The sequence below is a fragment of the Aminobacter niigataensis genome (assembly GCF_946995915.1).
Taxonomy (GTDB): Bacteria; Pseudomonadota; Alphaproteobacteria; order Rhizobiales; family Rhizobiaceae; genus Aminobacter; species Aminobacter niigataensis.
This window is the reverse complement of record NZ_OX341517.1, coordinates 3,843,739-3,859,711: the sequence shown is the minus strand read 5'-3', so window position 1 is coordinate 3,859,711 and position 15,973 is coordinate 3,843,739. Positions and strand designations below refer to the sequence as shown.

The 15,973-nt window shown below is 62.6% G+C and carries 11 protein-coding genes and 1 pseudogene; 5 read left to right on the top strand and 7 right to left on the bottom strand.

Annotation, left to right across the window (positions count from 1 at the left end):
* Positions 1–75: 75 nt before the first annotated feature.
* Positions 76–750, top strand: coding sequence for a helix-turn-helix domain-containing protein (locus tag O1Y97_RS18905; RefSeq protein WP_404801289.1), 675 nt, complete (start codon positions 76–78; stop codon positions 748–750).
* 498 nt (positions 751–1,248) lie between these two features.
* Here O1Y97_RS18905 and O1Y97_RS18900 read toward each other — a convergent pair whose 3' ends face one another.
* The 7 genes from O1Y97_RS18900 to O1Y97_RS18870 all read right to left on the bottom strand — a co-directional run bounded on the left by O1Y97_RS18900 (position 1,249) and on the right by O1Y97_RS18870 (position 11,849).
* Entirely contained in the window at positions 1,249–2,055 is an 807-nt protein-coding gene (locus tag O1Y97_RS18900) for an ABC transporter permease (protein ID WP_108608525.1), read from the bottom strand.
* Positions 2,049–2,906: an ABC transporter permease gene (locus O1Y97_RS18895; protein ID WP_318761993.1), complete on the bottom strand. Its 858-nt coding sequence runs from the start codon at positions 2,904–2,906 to the stop codon at positions 2,049–2,051. The genes O1Y97_RS18900 and O1Y97_RS18895 overlap by 7 nt, the downstream gene beginning before the upstream one ends.
* A gap of 59 nt (positions 2,907–2,965) precedes the next feature.
* Positions 2,966–4,126 (bottom strand): ABC transporter substrate-binding protein, encoded by a 1,161-nt coding sequence (locus O1Y97_RS18890; protein ID WP_318761992.1) that lies wholly within the window; start codon positions 4,124–4,126, stop codon positions 2,966–2,968.
* Between the two features lie 51 nt (positions 4,127–4,177).
* Positions 4,178–5,206, bottom strand: coding sequence for an ABC transporter ATP-binding protein (locus tag O1Y97_RS18885; protein WP_318761991.1), 1,029 nt, complete (start codon positions 5,204–5,206; stop codon positions 4,178–4,180).
* 69 nt (positions 5,207–5,275) lie between these two features.
* Entirely contained in the window at positions 5,276–7,330 is a 2,055-nt protein-coding gene (locus tag O1Y97_RS18880) for a hydantoinase/oxoprolinase family protein (RefSeq protein WP_318761990.1), read from the bottom strand.
* A complete protein-coding gene (locus tag O1Y97_RS18875) occupies positions 7,327–9,009 on the bottom strand; it encodes a hydantoinase B/oxoprolinase family protein (RefSeq protein ID WP_318761989.1) in 1,683 nt (560 codons plus the stop codon). Before O1Y97_RS18875 ends, O1Y97_RS18880 begins: the two co-directional genes overlap by 4 nt.
* Positions 9,010–9,146: 137 nt before the next feature.
* Positions 9,147–11,849, bottom strand: a complete 2,703-nt coding sequence (locus O1Y97_RS18870; protein ID WP_318761988.1) for a LuxR C-terminal-related transcriptional regulator — start codon at positions 11,847–11,849, stop codon at positions 9,147–9,149.
* Positions 11,850–12,147: 298 nt separating this feature from the next.
* Between O1Y97_RS18870 and O1Y97_RS18865 the strand changes: the two are divergent.
* The 4 genes and pseudogenes from O1Y97_RS18865 to O1Y97_RS18850 form a co-directional block, all read left to right on the top strand.
* Positions 12,148–12,242 (top strand): annotated as a pseudogene (locus O1Y97_RS18865) (IS5/IS1182 family transposase); the annotation flags it as partial.
* 120 nt (positions 12,243–12,362) lie between these two features.
* Complete coding sequence (locus O1Y97_RS18860; RefSeq protein ID WP_318761987.1) at positions 12,363–13,151, top strand: citryl-CoA lyase; 789 nt, start codon at positions 12,363–12,365, stop codon at positions 13,149–13,151.
* 3 nt (positions 13,152–13,154) lie between these two features.
* Positions 13,155–14,456 carry a phenylacetate--CoA ligase family protein gene (locus O1Y97_RS18855; protein ID WP_318761986.1) on the top strand — a complete coding sequence of 434 codons (1,302 nt, stop codon included), beginning with the start codon at positions 13,155–13,157 and terminating at the stop codon, positions 14,454–14,456.
* A gap of 72 nt (positions 14,457–14,528) precedes the next feature.
* Positions 14,529–15,812, top strand: coding sequence for a cystathionine gamma-synthase family protein (locus O1Y97_RS18850; protein ID WP_318761985.1), 1,284 nt, complete (start codon positions 14,529–14,531; stop codon positions 15,810–15,812).
* Positions 15,813–15,973: the final 161 nt, after the last annotated feature.

Here is a 15,973-nt window from a genome sequence, read left to right as displayed (position 1 = left end):
GTGGTTCGGGCGAAGCCTTTTCCAGCAACTCTGAGCGGGAGGTCAACGACAGTGGAAGAAGCACATCTCGCCCTCTTGGCGCACGTTTGCGAGCAGCAGAACGACCTGCTCGAGCAACCCGCAAGCCTTTGCCAGAATCCGCATTCGTTGCGCGACAGCGGCGAGAACCGCCTGCAGTCCGCGATCGGGCGCGAAGTACGCTTCTGTCGAAAGCGTCATGGCATGACCCTCGCCGAGCTTGCCGACGCCGCAAGCGTGTCGCTCGGCATGATGTCCAAGATCGAAAACGGGCACATCTCGCCGTCACTGGCCACGTTGCAGGCGCTCGCCCAGGCTTTGGCCGTGCCGCTCTCGTCCTTGCTCAGGCGCTTCGAACAGGAGCGCACCGCCGTCTTCGTGAAGGCAGGAACAGGTGTCGAGGTCGGGCGGCGCGGCACGCGGGCCGGTCATCAATACAACCTTCTGGGTTACATCGGCTCCAACACGGGTGGCATCTTCGTCGAGCCCTATCTCATCACGCTGACCAAGGACACTGATACCTTCCCGTTGTTTCAGCATTCCGGGATGGAATTGCTTTACCTGCTCGAAGGCGAGGTCAACTACCGCCATGGCACATCGGTCTACCGGCTGCTGCCGGGCGACAGCCTGTTCTTCGACGCCGACGCGCCACACGGACCAGACGCACTGATCAAACTCCCCATCCGCTTCCTGTCAGTCATCTCATATGGCGTTGGCGGTGGGGAGGATTGAGTGTTTTGGGTCCTACGTTGGCCTATGGAACCTGCCCGAAGGCATGGTGGCATAAGTTTGTCGGGCGGCGTCACTCCATCACCGAAGGATGTCGACGATAGCTTGACGGAATCTACTGGCGCTTGGCTTTTCGTTCAATCAGGCGGGATCCTTTGTGCCGCAACTCGTCGAATCCATTGCCAAGTGCTTGACACACTCGCTCAAGATAGCGGCGGCCGCGAGAACTGTCCGCCGCAAGATCAACCAGTCACCAGCTTGCCGTCATCGACGACCGACGGCGCGGACGCCGAGTCGATCGACAAGCCACGGACGAGCAGTCGTCGCGTCCGGCGGCGATCATGGCGGAGGCGATCGCCGCTGTGATTCTGATCGACATCAACCGATCGGAGCAGGCGACTGATCGTATCTGACGCCGAGGCCATCTTCGATGCGGCAGTGAATTTCTGGAGCGTCGAAGAGTGCTGTCCCAACCGGACCAAAATGAGGAGAGGAGGCTCCCTATCGACGAAGTTTTCGGTCGTTGGCCCGTGCTGCCAGAAGCACGAACGATACCGCCAGTATTGAAGCCAGAAAAATCGAGCCTGACAGGGCATAGATCGTTGGCGACGCGCCCGAGTTCATCTTGCCGAACATCGCCAGTGGCAGCGTGTTTTGCCGTCCGACCAGATAGAAGGCTCGGCCGAATTCATTCAGCGACAGCAGGAATGAGAAGATGAAAGCGGCCACCAGGCCTGGCTTGATCAGTGGCAATGTCACATCAACCAGCTGGCGCCACCAGGAGGCGCCGAGATCGGACGCCGCAAGCAGGTAGGAACGCCTGACGGCTGCCATGCTGGTCAGGATGACGGTGAAGGCGAATGGTAGCGCCCACAAAAGGTGGCTCGCCGCCACTGTGCCCCAAAATGGCTTCAGACCGATGCGTCCGAAGATCACCGAAAGCGACAGCCCCTGGATGATGCCGGGAACGAACATTGGCAGCAACACGAACATGAACCAGCGCGAGCGCCATTTGCCGAGGTCCATGTAAGCGAGCGCCGACAATAGCGCGAGGCCGGTTGCCACCAGCGCGGTAATGGTCGCGACCAGCAGGGATTCCTGCAATGCACTGATGAGGGTGCGTTCCTTGGCGAGCGCGAAATACCAGGTCAGGCTGACATCGGAGAGCGCCGGCAGGGCCGGCTGCAATGCCGGGTTGAATGACACTGCAACCAGATAAAGCGGCGGCAGGTAGATGATTGCTAGCCCTATGGCTGTCATCAACCAGATGGCGGCCTTCAGCGGGCGGCTTTCGAAACTGGCTACCATGTGAAACCCTCGAACAGTCTGGTCAGCTTGAACAGACGGTTGCCGATGAATATCAGCCCGAACAGGATGATCAGCACCACGGTCGAGATTGCGAAGGCCAGCGGGAAGTTCACAACCCGCATGACGTCGTTGATCATCACCGAGATCATCGATGCGGCTGCGCCGCCAAGCATCTGCACTTCGGTCGCCGACCCTGCCGCCATGACGAAGACGAAGAGAAATCCGGCGAATATGCCGGCTTGCGTGAGCGGTAGCAGAACCGAGCGGAAGGTGCGCCAGAAGCTCGCGCCAAGGTCCTGGCTGGCGGCGAGCAGCGACGGCTCGACGCGTTGCATCGACAGGATCAGCGGAAAGATGACGAATGGCAGGTAGGAGGCGACCAGGCCGACATTGACGGCAAAATTGGAAAACAGGAGCCAGTCGAGTGGCTGGTCGACGATTCCCAGGTCCATCAGCCAGCCATTGATCAGGCCGTTGCGGCCCAGCACCAGCCGCCAGGAAAAGGCGCGGATCATGTACGAGGTAAAGAAAGGGATGGTGAACAGCGCCATGAGCAGCAGTGCCGTTCGCCTGCTTGCCAGAAAATGCACCGCCATTGCCGCGGGGTAGCCGATGACCACGCAAATTGCGGCGGTCAGGAATGCCTTGCCCAGCGATCCGACAATGACGCTCCAGCGCCCGGCGTCGAGGATCGCTGCATAGCCGGCCAGGCTGAACTCCGGCCTGATCCAATAGGTCGCGGGGTCCCAGGTCCAGAAACTCCAGACCAGAATGACGATCAGGGGAACGAATCCGAGCAACAGCACGATGAGTGCGGTCGGCAGTGCAAGCAAAAGACCGGGCGATTTCATCTGGTTTCCAGAAAAAGTGCGGGGGGAGCGCGAACCGCTCCCGCCGCTGTTGGTCGCAATCAGGCGTTACGCAGCTTCTGCCACCATTCTTCGTAGAGCTGGAAATTGTCCGGGCGCGTGTTTTGCCAGGCGACCTTGCCGCTGAACTTGGCCTTGACGTGCTCGGCGAGCGCCTTGACCTTTGCCGGGTCGAACTCGCTTGCGTGCGCCTCGGCGTAGGCGACATTGCGATCGCTGGGCACGACGTAGCCGCGCTGTTCGCCAAGCGTACAGCCATAGAACCCGTCGAACAGCCAGTTGGCGAACTTGTGGGCGTCATCGCCAAGGCCGCGGTCGACCGCACCTTTGAGCAGCACCAGGTTGTTGCCCCAGCCTTCGTAGCCTTCGACGGGCGCCGCATACTCGACCTGCAGGCCGCGCTTGCGACCTTCGTAGACGATGGGCTCCCACCCAGTCATCGCGAGCACCTCGCCGTCGCCGACGAGCTGCACGCCCTGTTCCCAGCCGCTCCAGAAGGTGCGGAACTGGCCGTCTCGCTTGTGCTTGATGAGGAACTCCATCACCAGGCCAAGCTCGTCTGCGGTCAGGTTGCCCGGATTGCCGATCTTCTGGTTTTCCGACTCCTTCAGATACATTGCGGCAAAGACCGCGCTGTTGATCCAGGCGTCTTCCATCGCCACCTGGCCCTTCAGCTTCGGATCGAAGATGACGCCATAGCTGTCGACCTTGCCCAGCTTGTCGGGGCGATAGATGATCGAGTCTGCGTTGATGACAGCCGGCAGGCCATACTGCTTTCCGTCATGGTGCAGGTAGGGAATATCCTTCGCCCATTGCCAGACGTTTTCGTAGTTGGGGATCTTCGACATATCCCAGGGAACGATTGCGCCCTGGACCGCCAGTTCCTTCTCGGCCCCGCCCTGCAGGCCACCGATATCGAAGAGGTCGTTGGCGTTGCCGGCGACCAGGCGGGCGACAGCCGGACCCGGATCGTTGCCATTGTCGGTGAAGGCAACGTTCAGGCCCGCGTCGTCGGCTGCCCGAGACCAGGCATCGCCGACGTCGAGCGTACCGGTCGCCCAGAATGCCAGATCGCTCGCAGCCAGTGCCGCCATTGGCCGAAACAGGGTTCCGCCCGCCAGTGCCGCACCGCCGGCCCCGAGGGTCTTGAGCAACTGGCGTCGGTTGAAGTTGCTCGCCATCGGATTGTTCAAAGGATTCATGTGATTTGTCATCGTGTTACCCCTTCTTTTTATGAGATTTCTTCAGGATGATCAGGTGTCACGGTTCGGCGCAGTTCCCGATGCGGGCACGGGTACCAAGGCGCCGCCGGCGAATTCGAGCCGCACTGGATTGCCCGGTTCGGGCCAGGCGTCGGCGAACTCGACCGGGATCTCGGCGTCGAGCTTCTGGCCGTCGCCAAGTTCGAGATAGAAGTCGAAGAACCGGCCTCGAAACTGGCGCCCGGCCACGGTAGCTCTGAGTGAACTGCCGGGCGCTGCATGCCCGTTCGCGAGCGAAATTCGGTCGGGACGAACCGCCAGGAGTCCCATTTCCCCAACGTCGCGAGCGCCTGGCAGAACCAGCCGCTCACCGGCTATGATGGCGACCGTGTCGCCGCCGCTGCGTTCCAGCCTTTCGGGCTTGAGGACGCGTTCCATGCCAACGAAACGTGCGACGAAATCATTGGCGGGATTGGCAAAGAAGTCGGCCGGCCGTCCCACCTGCTCGATCCTGCCCTTGTGCATGATGGCCATGCGGTCGCTGAGGCTCAGCGCCTCGTCCTGATTGTGGGTGACCAGCACGAAGGTCGACCCGGTCCGCTGATGCAGCCTGCCGAACTCGTCGCGCATCTGCTGGCGCAGCCTTTCGTCGAGCCCGGTCAAGGGCTCGTCGAGAAGCAGGATGCCCGGCTCCATGACAAGTGCGCGCGCCAGAGCGACCCGTTGCCGCTGTCCACCGGAGAGAACATTGACGTTGCGCTCGGCAAATCCTGCCAGATCGACCAGAGCGAGCGTGCTGTCTACGCGCTTCTTGCGTTCAGAGGCGGCTACGCCCTTCACCTTCAGTCCGTAGGCGACGTTCTCTCCCACTGTCATGTGAGGAAACAGGGCGAGATCCTGGAAGACGGTGTTTGACGGGCGGCGGTTTGCCGGCATGTCGGTGACGTCCTGGCCATCGAACAGGACCCGCCCGGTGGTGGGACGGTCAAAGCCGCCGATCAGCTTTAGTAGCGTACTTTTTCCGGAGCCCGACGAACCGAGCAATGTGAAGAATTCGCCGGCCCCGATCTTAATACCCACGCGCTCCAGGGCTTTGACGGTGCCAAAGGTCCTGGTTACGTTGTCAATTCCAATCGCGATGGCCATGGGCTAGCGGACCTCTTCCGTGATTACCATGATGCCCCGGTCAGTGATTTCCAGGACTTGCCCTGCATGAACAAGCGTTGTCGTGGTTGGCTCCTCGACAAGCAGCGGGCCACTTAGCCGCTCGCCGCAGGGCAGACCGTTACGATCATAGACAGCGCAGAATTTCCAGCCGCCATCGTTGCCGAAATAGACTTTGCGTTCGCCCTTGCGCGCCTTGGCGACAGTACGACCATTATCGTCGATCAGAGGGCAGTCGATGACATTGCCGGCAATCTCGGCCTGAAGATGCAGGTTCGTCACCTCGATGCGTGCATCGGGCAGGCGGAACGAGTAGGCGGTCTCGTGAGCAAGATGGAAGGCCTCGGCGAAATCGACGAGTTGCATCGACGGCGAGAACCGCGTCGACACGCTATGCTCCTGTCCGCGATAGCGCATTTCGACGGTGTAGCTGAAGGCGATGTCGCCCTTGCCGTCGAGATCGAAATAGGACAGTGCCTCATCTTCCATGCCGGTGAACAGGTCGGCCAGTTCGCCAAGCGACGAGGCGGCCAGCGGCGAGAACCAGGTTTTGCGAATGTCCGCGCGCGGATGGGCTGCCAGCATGCCCCAGGCCGAGAAGATGCCCGAATGCGGTGGGATGATGATCGACTTGGCGTTGAGTTCGCGGCCGAGGCGGGCGCCCAGCATCGGCCCGGCGCCGCCGCTTACGATCAGCGCAAGGTCGCGCGGATCGTGGCCGCGCTGGACGGTGACCAGTTTCAGGGCGTTGATCATGTTGGATTCGGCGACGTCGATGATGGCCTGGGCAGCGTCGTCGACGGACAGACGGAGCGGTCCGGCCAGCCTGGTGATGGCCTGGCGCGCGAGTTCGACGTCGAGGGTCATCGCGCCTTCGGCAAATGCGGCAGGATCAAGCAGTCCGATGGCCACCTTGGCGTCAGTGACCGTCGGTTCGGTTCCGCCAAGCCCGTAGCAGGCCGGTCCGGGCGAAGACCCGGCACTTTTCGGTCCCACCCGCAGGCCGCCGGCGGCGTCGATCCATGCGATCGAGCCTCCGCCCGAGCCGATCTCGACGATGTCGACCACCGGCACCTGGACCGGATAGCCGGGGAAGGTGCGGGCCCATTCCAACTTGTATTCGGCGTCGAGATTTGGCTTGCCGTCGCGAATGAGCGTGCATTTTGCCGTCGTGCCGCCAACGTCCAGATAAAGGACATCCTTTTCGCCGAGGATCGCGCCGATCCTGGCGGCGCCAGCTGCACCGCCCGAAGGGCCGGATTCGACAAGGGTCAGCGGACTGGCGACGGCTTGCGAGAACGTCGCGACTCCGCCATTCGACAGCATCGCATAATAGGCTGAGTACACGCCCTTGGCGGCAAGCGCCTTTTCGAGATTGGCGAAATAGCGCTGTATGATCGGCTGTACATAGGCGTTGAGGGCAACGGTGTTGGTGCGCTCATATTCGCGCCATTGGCGCGAGATCTCGTAGCTGGCGCAGACGGTGACGCCCGGCAGCAGGTCGCGCAGCAGCGCTGCGCAGCGCTTCTCGTGATCCGGATGGGCGTAGCTGTGCAGGAAGATGACCGCTACGGCCTCAACTCCCTCGTCCTGAAACAGGCGCGCGGCCTGGCGAACATCGTCCTCGTTGAGCGGTTCGATGATCCTTCCGTCCGCGCCGACCCGTTCGCGGACCTCTGTACGCAGCTTCCTGGGGATGAACGGTTCGGGGCTGTGGAACTGGAGATTGTAGAGGTCGGGGCGGTTGCCGCGGCCGATCTCGAGGACGTCGCGAAACCCGGCAGTGGTCACCAGGGCGGTCCTGACGCCCTTGCGTTCGGTGATCGCGTTGATCACCGTCGTTCCGCCATGGGCAAAGAACCGGACCTTGTCGGGGTCCAGGCCGCCGGCACTCTCTGCGCGGTCGATCACGTCGAGCACGCCGATGGACTGGTCCTGGGGTGTGGTCAGGCTCTTCGAGGTGAATACCTTGCCCGTCTTCTCGTCATATCCAACGAGATCGGTGAAGGTGCCGCCGACATCGGTTGCAAGTCTGATCATTTCGTCGTCGTGCCCCGGTGGTTGTATTCCGATGCCGCGCGTTCCGCGCTGATGTAGCCGGCGCTGATGTCCTCGGCGATCGCATCCTTGCTTCTCTTGGTTGGATCGCCCCAGCCGCCGCCGCCGCCAGTGGCGATACGCAGCAAGTCGCCTTTGACGACGCGGCGGTGAGACAGGCGCCCATAGGAGGTGGTGTTCGCCGCCTCCTTGTCCACGACATCGAGCCGGTTGAGACTGCCCGCGCCGCCGCCGTCCATGCCCCAGGGCGGCGTCCTCGAGCGGCCGAAGCCGCTGTGGATGTCGGCCTCTCCGGACAGGATCTCGTATTCGCGCACGACCCCGAAGCCGCCGCGCCACTGGCCTGCGCCGGCTCCGCCCTCGACATTGAGCGCGTAGCGCCGAACGTGGAGCGGAAATTTGGCTTCGATCAGCTCCACCGAGTAATTGTAGGTATCGCCGTCGGTCAGGGCGATCACCGCACTGGCGCCGTCGCGACCGGGCGTTCCACCCCAGCCGCCATGCTGCGGCTCGATGTGGATGAACTCTTCGCCGTCGGCGGTCCGGCCATTGATGTATGTCACGCACAGGCTGGAATAGGAGCCGGCGGAGAAACGTTCCGGCATCAGCGGTGCAAGCGCCTTCCATACCAGTTCGGAGGCATGGACGGAGCCTTCGTAGTACCAGCCTGTCGGCGAGGGTTTCTGCGCCGTGAAGACCGTTCCATTGGGAGCGATCACCGAAAGCGGCCGGAACCACCCTTCGTTGGACGGCTCCTGTGGCGCCACCAGCGCCTTGAAGATGGTCTTCACTGCCGAGCTGAGTGCCCCGCGCGCGCAGTTGATCGGGCCTGCCGCGGCTGGTGGGCAGCCGGTGAAATCCACCTCCATGCGGCCGCCCTCGATCCGGATGGCGACCTTCACTTCGATGGGGTCGGTGGTAATGCCATCGCCATCGATGATGTCGGTTGCCTCGTAGATGCCGTCCGGCAGTGCCGCGATGACGTCCTGGCTACGCCGCTCGCTGACGTCGAGGAGGTGGTCGAATGCGCCCTGGATCGTGGCCGCACCGTACTTTTCGACCATCTCCAGGATGCGGCGCTCGGCGATGCGCACAGTGGCAAGCTGTGCATTGAGGTCGCCCAACGCCACTTCCGGAAGGCGGACATTCTCGCTGATGATACGGACCATGTCAGGCAGCAGCTTGTCGTCGCGGGCAATGCGGACGCAGGGCAGGCGAAGGCCCTCCTGGTACACCGAATTGGCGTCCGGCGGCAGGCTGCCGGGCACCGCACCGCCGACGTCCAGCCAGTGGGCGACATTGATGGCAAATGCGATGATGCGGCCTTCGGCAAAGATCGGTCGCATGATCGCCAGGTCGCAGGAATGCGTGCCCCCGGCATAGGGGTCGTTGGTGACCAGCACGTCGCCAGGCGCCATGTCGTCGGCGAACCGTTCGACCAGGCTGCGAACCTGGGTGGCGAAGGTGCCGGTGAACAGCGTGATGCCGTTGGTCTGGGCGATCAGGTCGCAGTCGCGGGTGCAGATGCCGCAGGCGAAATCCAGAACCTCGTAGATGACGGGGCTCATGCTGGTCCGCGCCATCACGATACCCATCTCGTCGACCATCGACAGTAGCTTGCCCTGGATGATCTCCTGGGTCACGGGATCGACGGTTCGCACCTGCTGCTCCATTCCGCACCTTTATGACTGCAGCGCGTGTATCTGCTGCCCATGCTGAAAGGTTGCATCGAGGAGGGGACTTGCATACCCGACCGATCGGGTGGGCAGGCTGATTGGGTACCTACCCAAAATGACGGTTAGGCTAATAGTCCTAGCTCTCGCGCGACCGAGATGGCCGAGGTGCGCGAGTGGACATTGAGCTTTGAGAAGACGTTTCGGACGTGAAACTTCACGGTGTTTTCGCTGACGTCCATGTGCCTCGCTATCTCCTTGTTGGAGAAGCCGCCGCAGATCAATGAAATGACCTTCAGTTCCTGCTGGGTCAGCGTATGCGGTGCGCTCGAGGAATCCGCCGCCGTTTCGGCCGAACCTTGTCCTGGAGCGGACGCATCTGCCGGCGCAAAGATCTGGCCGACGCGCCGGGCGATCAGGCTGTCGGGGCCGGCCTCCTGCGCGCGCCGGCGCAGCAAGGCGAGCATTTCGGGTCCTTCCTCAAAAAAGGCGGCGCGATAGGTTGCGCTGGGCAGGGTCAGCAGGATTTCATCGAGCACCGAAGCGGTGCGTTCGGCCTTGCCAGTCTTCATGCCGGCCAGCACCGCCAGCAGGCGCATCCGGAGCATTCGCGGCACACTGAAGGGACGCTCCTGCGCCACCTCCAGGCGCTGCAGCATGTCGAGTGCGCGCTCCGTCTGGCCTTCCTGTATCCAGATCCGTACCCACAGCGTTGCGGGTACCTCGCCGCGCAGCCGGAAAGAAAGCCGGTTGCGTTCGACGTCGAACGCGGTTTCCGGGCCGAGATCGAAACGGTCGGCGAAACGCTTGGCGCCCTGTATGTCGCCGAAGTGGATGATCGAGCGCATCTGCTCGCGTGCCACCAGTCTTTGCAGGCGGGGAAAGCCACGGCGCTGTGCGGTGCGCCTTGCCTGTTCGAGCACGGCGTCCACGCCGTCAAAATCGTTCCTGACCATTCTTGCGCGAATGCGGGACAGATAGGCTGCGGCCAACAGGTCGAACCAACAGTCGTTCTTCTCCAGATGCGGCAGCGACCATTCAAGGATGCGCTCGGCACCATCATGAAGACCACGCTCCGACAGCGTCTCGGCCAGCAGGACCTGGGCGATCGCGTCGAGGTCGCAACCCTTGCCAATGGCGTTCTGCGCGTCGCTGGCCAGGCGCTCGTAGGCCGCACTCGCGCCTTCCATGTCGCCGCGAAAGAACTGTGCCTGCCCGACATGGACATAGAGATGCATCGCCCCGAAAAGCGCTCCTGCCTGGGTAAAGGACTGGATCGCCAGGTTGCCGTGGCGCTCGGCGCGCTCGAACTCGCTGCGCTCCAGATACTGGAAGCACAGCAGATTGTAGGTCAGTGCGCGCTGCACGGGTTCCACCAGCTCAAGCAGCGTCAGATCGCGCTCGAGAAGCGACAGGTCGAGGGCTTCGATGCGATCGTCCCGGTACAGCGCCATGAGCGCGCCGATCAGGCGGACCTCGTTGACCAGGATATTGTCGGAACGGTCGATGGTCCGATCGACCAACTCGAAATAATGAGTCGCCAGTGCCAGGTTCCCGCCCTTGGCCGCGGCGACGGCCAGTCCGAGAAAGCTGCGTGGAAACTTTGCGGCTTCCGGTTCGGGCAGCACCGCCGCCAGCGCATGAAACTGCTGCAGCAGCCCGCGGGCGCCGGCATAGACCTGTCGCCATCCCCCCGCGTTTTCGGAGAATTCCCCGGCAAGGCGGAAGTCTTCCGCATGCAAGGCGTGGCGGATGGCACTCGCCCAGTCGCGCCGGGCTGCATACCAGTGCGCGGCACTGCGCCTGATCTGGTTGATGTCCAGCCCGCGCGCGAGGGCTTCCTGCATCAGGTATTCCTGGAACACCGCATGCAGTTTGAACTGCTTGTGCCCATCATCGAACGCCTCGATCGGCAAGCCTCCGATTGCGATGTCGGAGGTCAGTTCGGCGGCGGCGGCAGGGCTGACGACCGCGCTCGCCAGCTCGGCGCTGAAATAGGGCAGGGCCGCAACGCCGACCAGCGCCGACTGCATATGGACCGAGAGCGACGAAAAGACCTGTTCGGACAGGTAGCGTGCCATATCCAACTGGGTGCCGCTGAATTCAAGCAGGTCCCTGTCGGTCACGGCCCCGTCACGCAACAGCACCCGAGCAAGCTGCAGCGCCACGGCCCAGCCCTGGGTCTTCTGGACCAGGGCTTCGATCTGCGATTTATCGAGCTTTACCCCGGCCATGGCGAGCAGGTTCTGAGCCTCTCCGGGCGAGAAACGCAGATCGCTGGCCTTCAGATAGGTGAGTTGGCCATTCAGCTGCATCGCCGAGATTGCCAACCTCGGCTCCGACCTGGAGATGATCAGCAGCCTGAGGTTTCGTGCCTGCGGCGAAAACAGGAGCCGCGCCAGCGTCGCGTCGTTTTCATCGCTCTGGGCGAAATGATAGTCGTCGAGGAACAGGTACAGGGGGCGGCGCAGCCGTTGCAACTGGGTCAGGATGACGCCCAGAACATGCTGCTGCGACAGACTGGAATAATCCTGCGCCGCAGCGGGAAAGACGTGTGCTGCGGTGAGAACTCCGAGCAGTCCGAGGAGGAAGTGGGTGCCGTCGCGATCGTCGCCATCCAGCGCGGCCCAGGCTGCCTGGTGGCCTTGCTTGCGCAGATCCTCGTAACGCTGGTTCATCAACGAGGACTTGCCGAAGCCGGCAGGTGCTATGACCAACGTCAGGCGCCGGTCGCCGGCATCGTCGAGCAGCCTCAGCGTCCGGACGCGCCTGACCTGCGCCATGCGCGCATCGGCCTCACCTTCAGAGATGCGCTTGGGCGCCACCATTCTGTCAGAATCCAGGATCAATCAACATGCCGATATCATGAGCCGCGCGAACATGTACACCTTGAGGCCATCCGGGGGCAGCCTATGTGCCATCTGCGAGGCGGTGACCCGGCCGACCATGCGCTTCGTGCCGGTGAAGACGCCTGAGCACGCTTGTCATCGCCCACCGGCTTGCCACTATCGCCCATGCCGACCGCATTCAAAACGCTTCACCATCGCAAAACAATGCGGCACCCAGCACGCCACCAACCACGCCGGGGCCGGTGGATGATGCCAGCGGCGCGCTCAGTAGTCCTCTCGATGCCGCAGGCTGACCAAGGACTTCGAGAACCTCTCACATAACGCGCTCGCCTTCCTCAACTGGCGTCCATTCGCCTCATGCTCGGAAGGCTTTGCTTTTCCGAAGATCGCCGCCGTCACCGCCTGTGCGCCGTCCGCTGTTGTGTGATCTCCATCGTCAGTCTAGCATCCGAGTGCCACAGATACTGAACCGTTCCGACGGAAACGCAGCCCATGCAGATCGGTAAAGCGCGCACAGCCACCACTGAAATCTGTATTGCGGCAGCAGACGCAGTCGAAGTGCGAGGCAGGGATCTCTGCGGCGATCTTATGGGTCGGCTGAGCTTCACTGCGTATTTCTATCTGCTCTTGACCGGGCGCGAGCCGACTGAAGATCAGCGCTACTTCCTGGACCTCTTGCTCGTTGCGATCGCCGAACACGGGATGATGCCCACTGTCCAGGCGGCGCGGATGACTCTCGCCTCCGATCCCAATGCACTACAGGGCGCGTTGGCCGCGGGTGTTCTCGGCTGCGGCCCCGTAATCCTTGGTACCTCCGAACTCTGCGGCGCGCTTCTCCTAAAGGCGCGTGCCCGGGTGACCGAGGGCGGGGATGCCGACGAGATCGTCCTGGAGTTGGCTCGTGAAATCCGTGAAGCGGGCGGAAAGGCGCCGGGCTTCGGGCATCCCGTGCATCGGCCGCTCGACCCGCGCGCCGAGCGCATCCTGGAACTTGCCGACCAGCGCGGCGTCAGCGGCCCGCATGTCGATCTGGCGCGGCGCATGCGCGAAGCGGTGGCGCAGGTATGGGGGAAGCAGCTCGTCTTGAACGTCTCGATGCCGATTGCCGCAGTCCTGCTCGATCTCGACTTCCCTCCCGCATTTCTCAAGGCGATCCCGCTGCTTGCCCGCACCGGCGGCCTCCTTGCTCATCTTGCGGAAGAACAGCAAAACCCCATCGGCTTTGTCCTCGCCGGCCATGCGGAAGCGGCCGTTTCCTACGGTGCCAATAACAGGACCTGAGCCATGTTCGACCCGGAGGTGGAAACCAACCCCTGGCGCGATCAGGTCAGGCAGGACGACGCTCAGTACCGCCGGCAGGTCGGATATCTCCTCGCCCACTCGGCCTTCTACCACAGCAAGCTGAAGCAGGCCGGCTTTGCCACCGCGGAAGAGATCGGCGGTCTGGATTCGATCGAGAAGCTGCCGTTCACCGAGAAGGACGAGATCAGGGCGTCATGCAGCGAGAATCATCCGATCGGCACGCATCTGGCGGTCCGCAGGGAAGAGATCGTGCGCATCTTCTCTACAAGCGGCACAACCGGTACTCCCAGTTACATTCCTCTCACGGCGCAGGATCTCGAAAACTGGGTCGTGACCTCAGCCCGGAGCTATTCGGCTTCGGGCATCAGCCCGGGCGAAGCGATCGTCTCGACCTACAATGCCGGACCTTTCGTGGCGGGCGCGGCGCTCGGCGCCTTCGACCGGCTCGGCATGACCCACATTCCCGTCGGTACGGGCAATACCGAGCGCCTGATAACCGCCATCCGCCTCCTGAAGCCGGCGGCGGTGGTGATGACGCCCTCCTACGCGGCCTACCTCGCAGAATGGGCGGAAGAGCGGCGCTTCGACCTCAAGGGCTCCAGCGTGAAGCGCGTTCTGGTCGCTGGCGAGCCCGGCGGCGGCGAACCGGCCCTGCGCGCGCGCCTCGAAGAGGCATGGCGCGCCAAGGTGACGGAGGCCATGGGGATCGGCGACATCGGGGTTTCGCTGTGGGGCGAATGCGAAGAGCAATGCGGCATGCATCTCGGCGGCCGCGGCTTCGTCCATCCCGAGCTGGTCGATCCGGAAAGCGGCGCACCGATTGCAATGGAGGACGGTGCGCGCGGCGAACTTGTATTGACCCATCTGCGCCATCAGGCTGCGCCGCTGCTGCGGTTCCGGACGCGCGATCATGTCCAGGTCTGGAGTTCGCCCTGCCGGTGCGGCCGCACCGCGCCTCGGGTCCGCTGCATCGGCCGCACTGACGACATGCTTCTCGTGCGCGGCGTCAATGTTTTCCCATCGGCCATTCGCGAGGTGGTCAATCAGTTCATGCCGGAGGTGAGTGGCATGATCCTGGTCAAGCCGCAGGACCCGGGCGTACGGCAAGAACCACCTGTGCCGGTGGTGGTCGAACTGGCGAAGGATTCCGCTGCCGATCCGGAACTTGCAGCGAGAATTCAGAAGCGGTTCCGCGATATGCTCGTCTTCACCGCGCAGGTCGATCTGGTGCCGTGGGGCACGCTCCAGCGCAGCGAATACAAGTCAAAGCTAGTTCAGCGCTAGACGCAACTGCGGAAGAGAATCGACGCGAAGGATACGGCAAACCCACATTGCCTCTCAAACCGGGGGATCATCATGACTGCGCCCAGACCGTCCAAGACACACATCGGAAACCATCGGCTGCATCCGGAAACGTTAATGCTGAGCTACGGCTTTGATCCGCAACTGTCGGAAGGAGCGGTGAAGCCGCCGGTGTTTCTCACCTCGACCTTCGTGTTCAAATCAGCCGAAGAGGGGCGCGATTTCTTCGATTTCGTCTCCGGCCGCAAGGAGCCGCCAAGCGGAATCGGAGCCGGACTCGTCTACTCGCGCTTCAATCATCCCAACAGCGAAATCGTCGAGGATCGCCTGGCAATCTATGAAGGTGCGGAGGCCTGTATCCTGTTCTCGTCCGGCATGTCGGCTATCGCAACCACCTTGCTGGCCTTCGCGCGCCCGGGTGATGCCATCGTGCATTCACAGCCGCTTTATGGCGGCACCGAAACGTTGTTTGCCAAGACGCTGGCCAATTTCGGCATTGGCTCTGTGGGTTTTTCCGACGGTGTTGATGAAACCGCCATTCGCGCTGCTGCCGATGAAGGCTGCGAGCGAGGCCGCGTCTCAGTGATCTTTATCGAAACGCCCTCGAATCCGACCAACACGTTGGTCGATTTCCTGGCTGTCGGCCGCATCGCCGATGAGATCGCCGCCAAACAGGGCCATCGCCCGGTCATCGTGTGCGACAACACGTTGCTCGGACCGGTGTTCCAGCGTCCACTCGACCACGGTGTCGACATTTCGGTCTATTCCCTGACCAAATATGTCGGCGGCCATTCCGATCTGATCGCCGGCGCGGCCCTCGGCAGCAAGGCCATCACCAAACCGATCAAGGCACTCAGAGGAGCGATTGGTACACAACTTGATCCCCATTCTTGCTGGATGCTCGGCCGCTCGCTGGAAACTCTGAGCATTCGCATGGAGAAGGCCAACGCCAACGCCCGCATCGCCGCCGAATTCCTGGCCGAGCATCCTAAGGTCGCAAGGGTGGCCTATCTGCCGTTCCTCGGCGAAGACACCCCGGCTGCACATGCCTTCAGAACGCAATGCACAGGCGCCGGGTCGACGTTCTCGTTCGACATTGTCGGTGGTCAGGCCGCAGCATTCGCCTTTCTCAACGCCTTGCAGATTTTCAAGCTTGCGGTGAGCCTCGGCGGCACAGAATCGCTGGCGAGCCACCCAGCCGCTATGACCCATTCCGGTGTGCCCAGAGACGTCCGGGAACGGATAGGCGTTCTTGACTCGACAATAAGGCTGTCGATCGGCGTCGAGCATCCCGACGACCTTGTCGCCGACCTCGCGCAGGCGTTAGCTGACGCCTGACGTGTTACCAAAGCGCGGCATCGACGCGCTGGACAAGCAAGCCGCCAATCTCTGCGCCAGCGCGTAGCAGCAGCACTTGCTCGACGCTTATTCCCCCGGTCGGCTTCCCGATGCACTGGATCGCGGAGAGTGCCCCTGCGTTTGGCAAAGCGGTCGAGTGT

Bases quoted from the DNA above. Each gene is read 5' to 3' on its own strand.
- O1Y97_RS18900 (WP_108608525.1), bottom strand. From the start codon at position 2,055: ATGGTAGCCAGTTTCGAAAGCCGCCCGCTGAAGGCCGCCATCTGGTTG.
- O1Y97_RS18895 (WP_318761993.1), bottom strand. From the start codon at position 2,906: ATGAAATCGCCCGGTCTTTTGCTTGCACTGCCGACCGCACTCATCGTG.
- O1Y97_RS18890 (WP_318761992.1), bottom strand. From the start codon at position 4,126: ATGAATCCTTTGAACAATCCGATGGCGAGCAACTTCAACCGACGCCAG.
- O1Y97_RS18880 (WP_318761990.1), bottom strand. From the start codon at position 7,330: ATGATCAGACTTGCAACCGATGTCGGCGGCACCTTCACCGATCTCGTT.
- O1Y97_RS18870 (WP_318761988.1), bottom strand. From the start codon at position 11,849: ATGGTGGCGCCCAAGCGCATCTCTGAAGGTGAGGCCGATGCGCGCATG.
- O1Y97_RS18860 (WP_318761987.1), top strand. From the start codon at position 12,363: ATGCAGATCGGTAAAGCGCGCACAGCCACCACTGAAATCTGTATTGCG.
- O1Y97_RS18855 (WP_318761986.1), top strand. From the start codon at position 13,155: ATGTTCGACCCGGAGGTGGAAACCAACCCCTGGCGCGATCAGGTCAGG.
- O1Y97_RS18850 (WP_318761985.1), top strand. From the start codon at position 14,529: ATGACTGCGCCCAGACCGTCCAAGACACACATCGGAAACCATCGGCTG.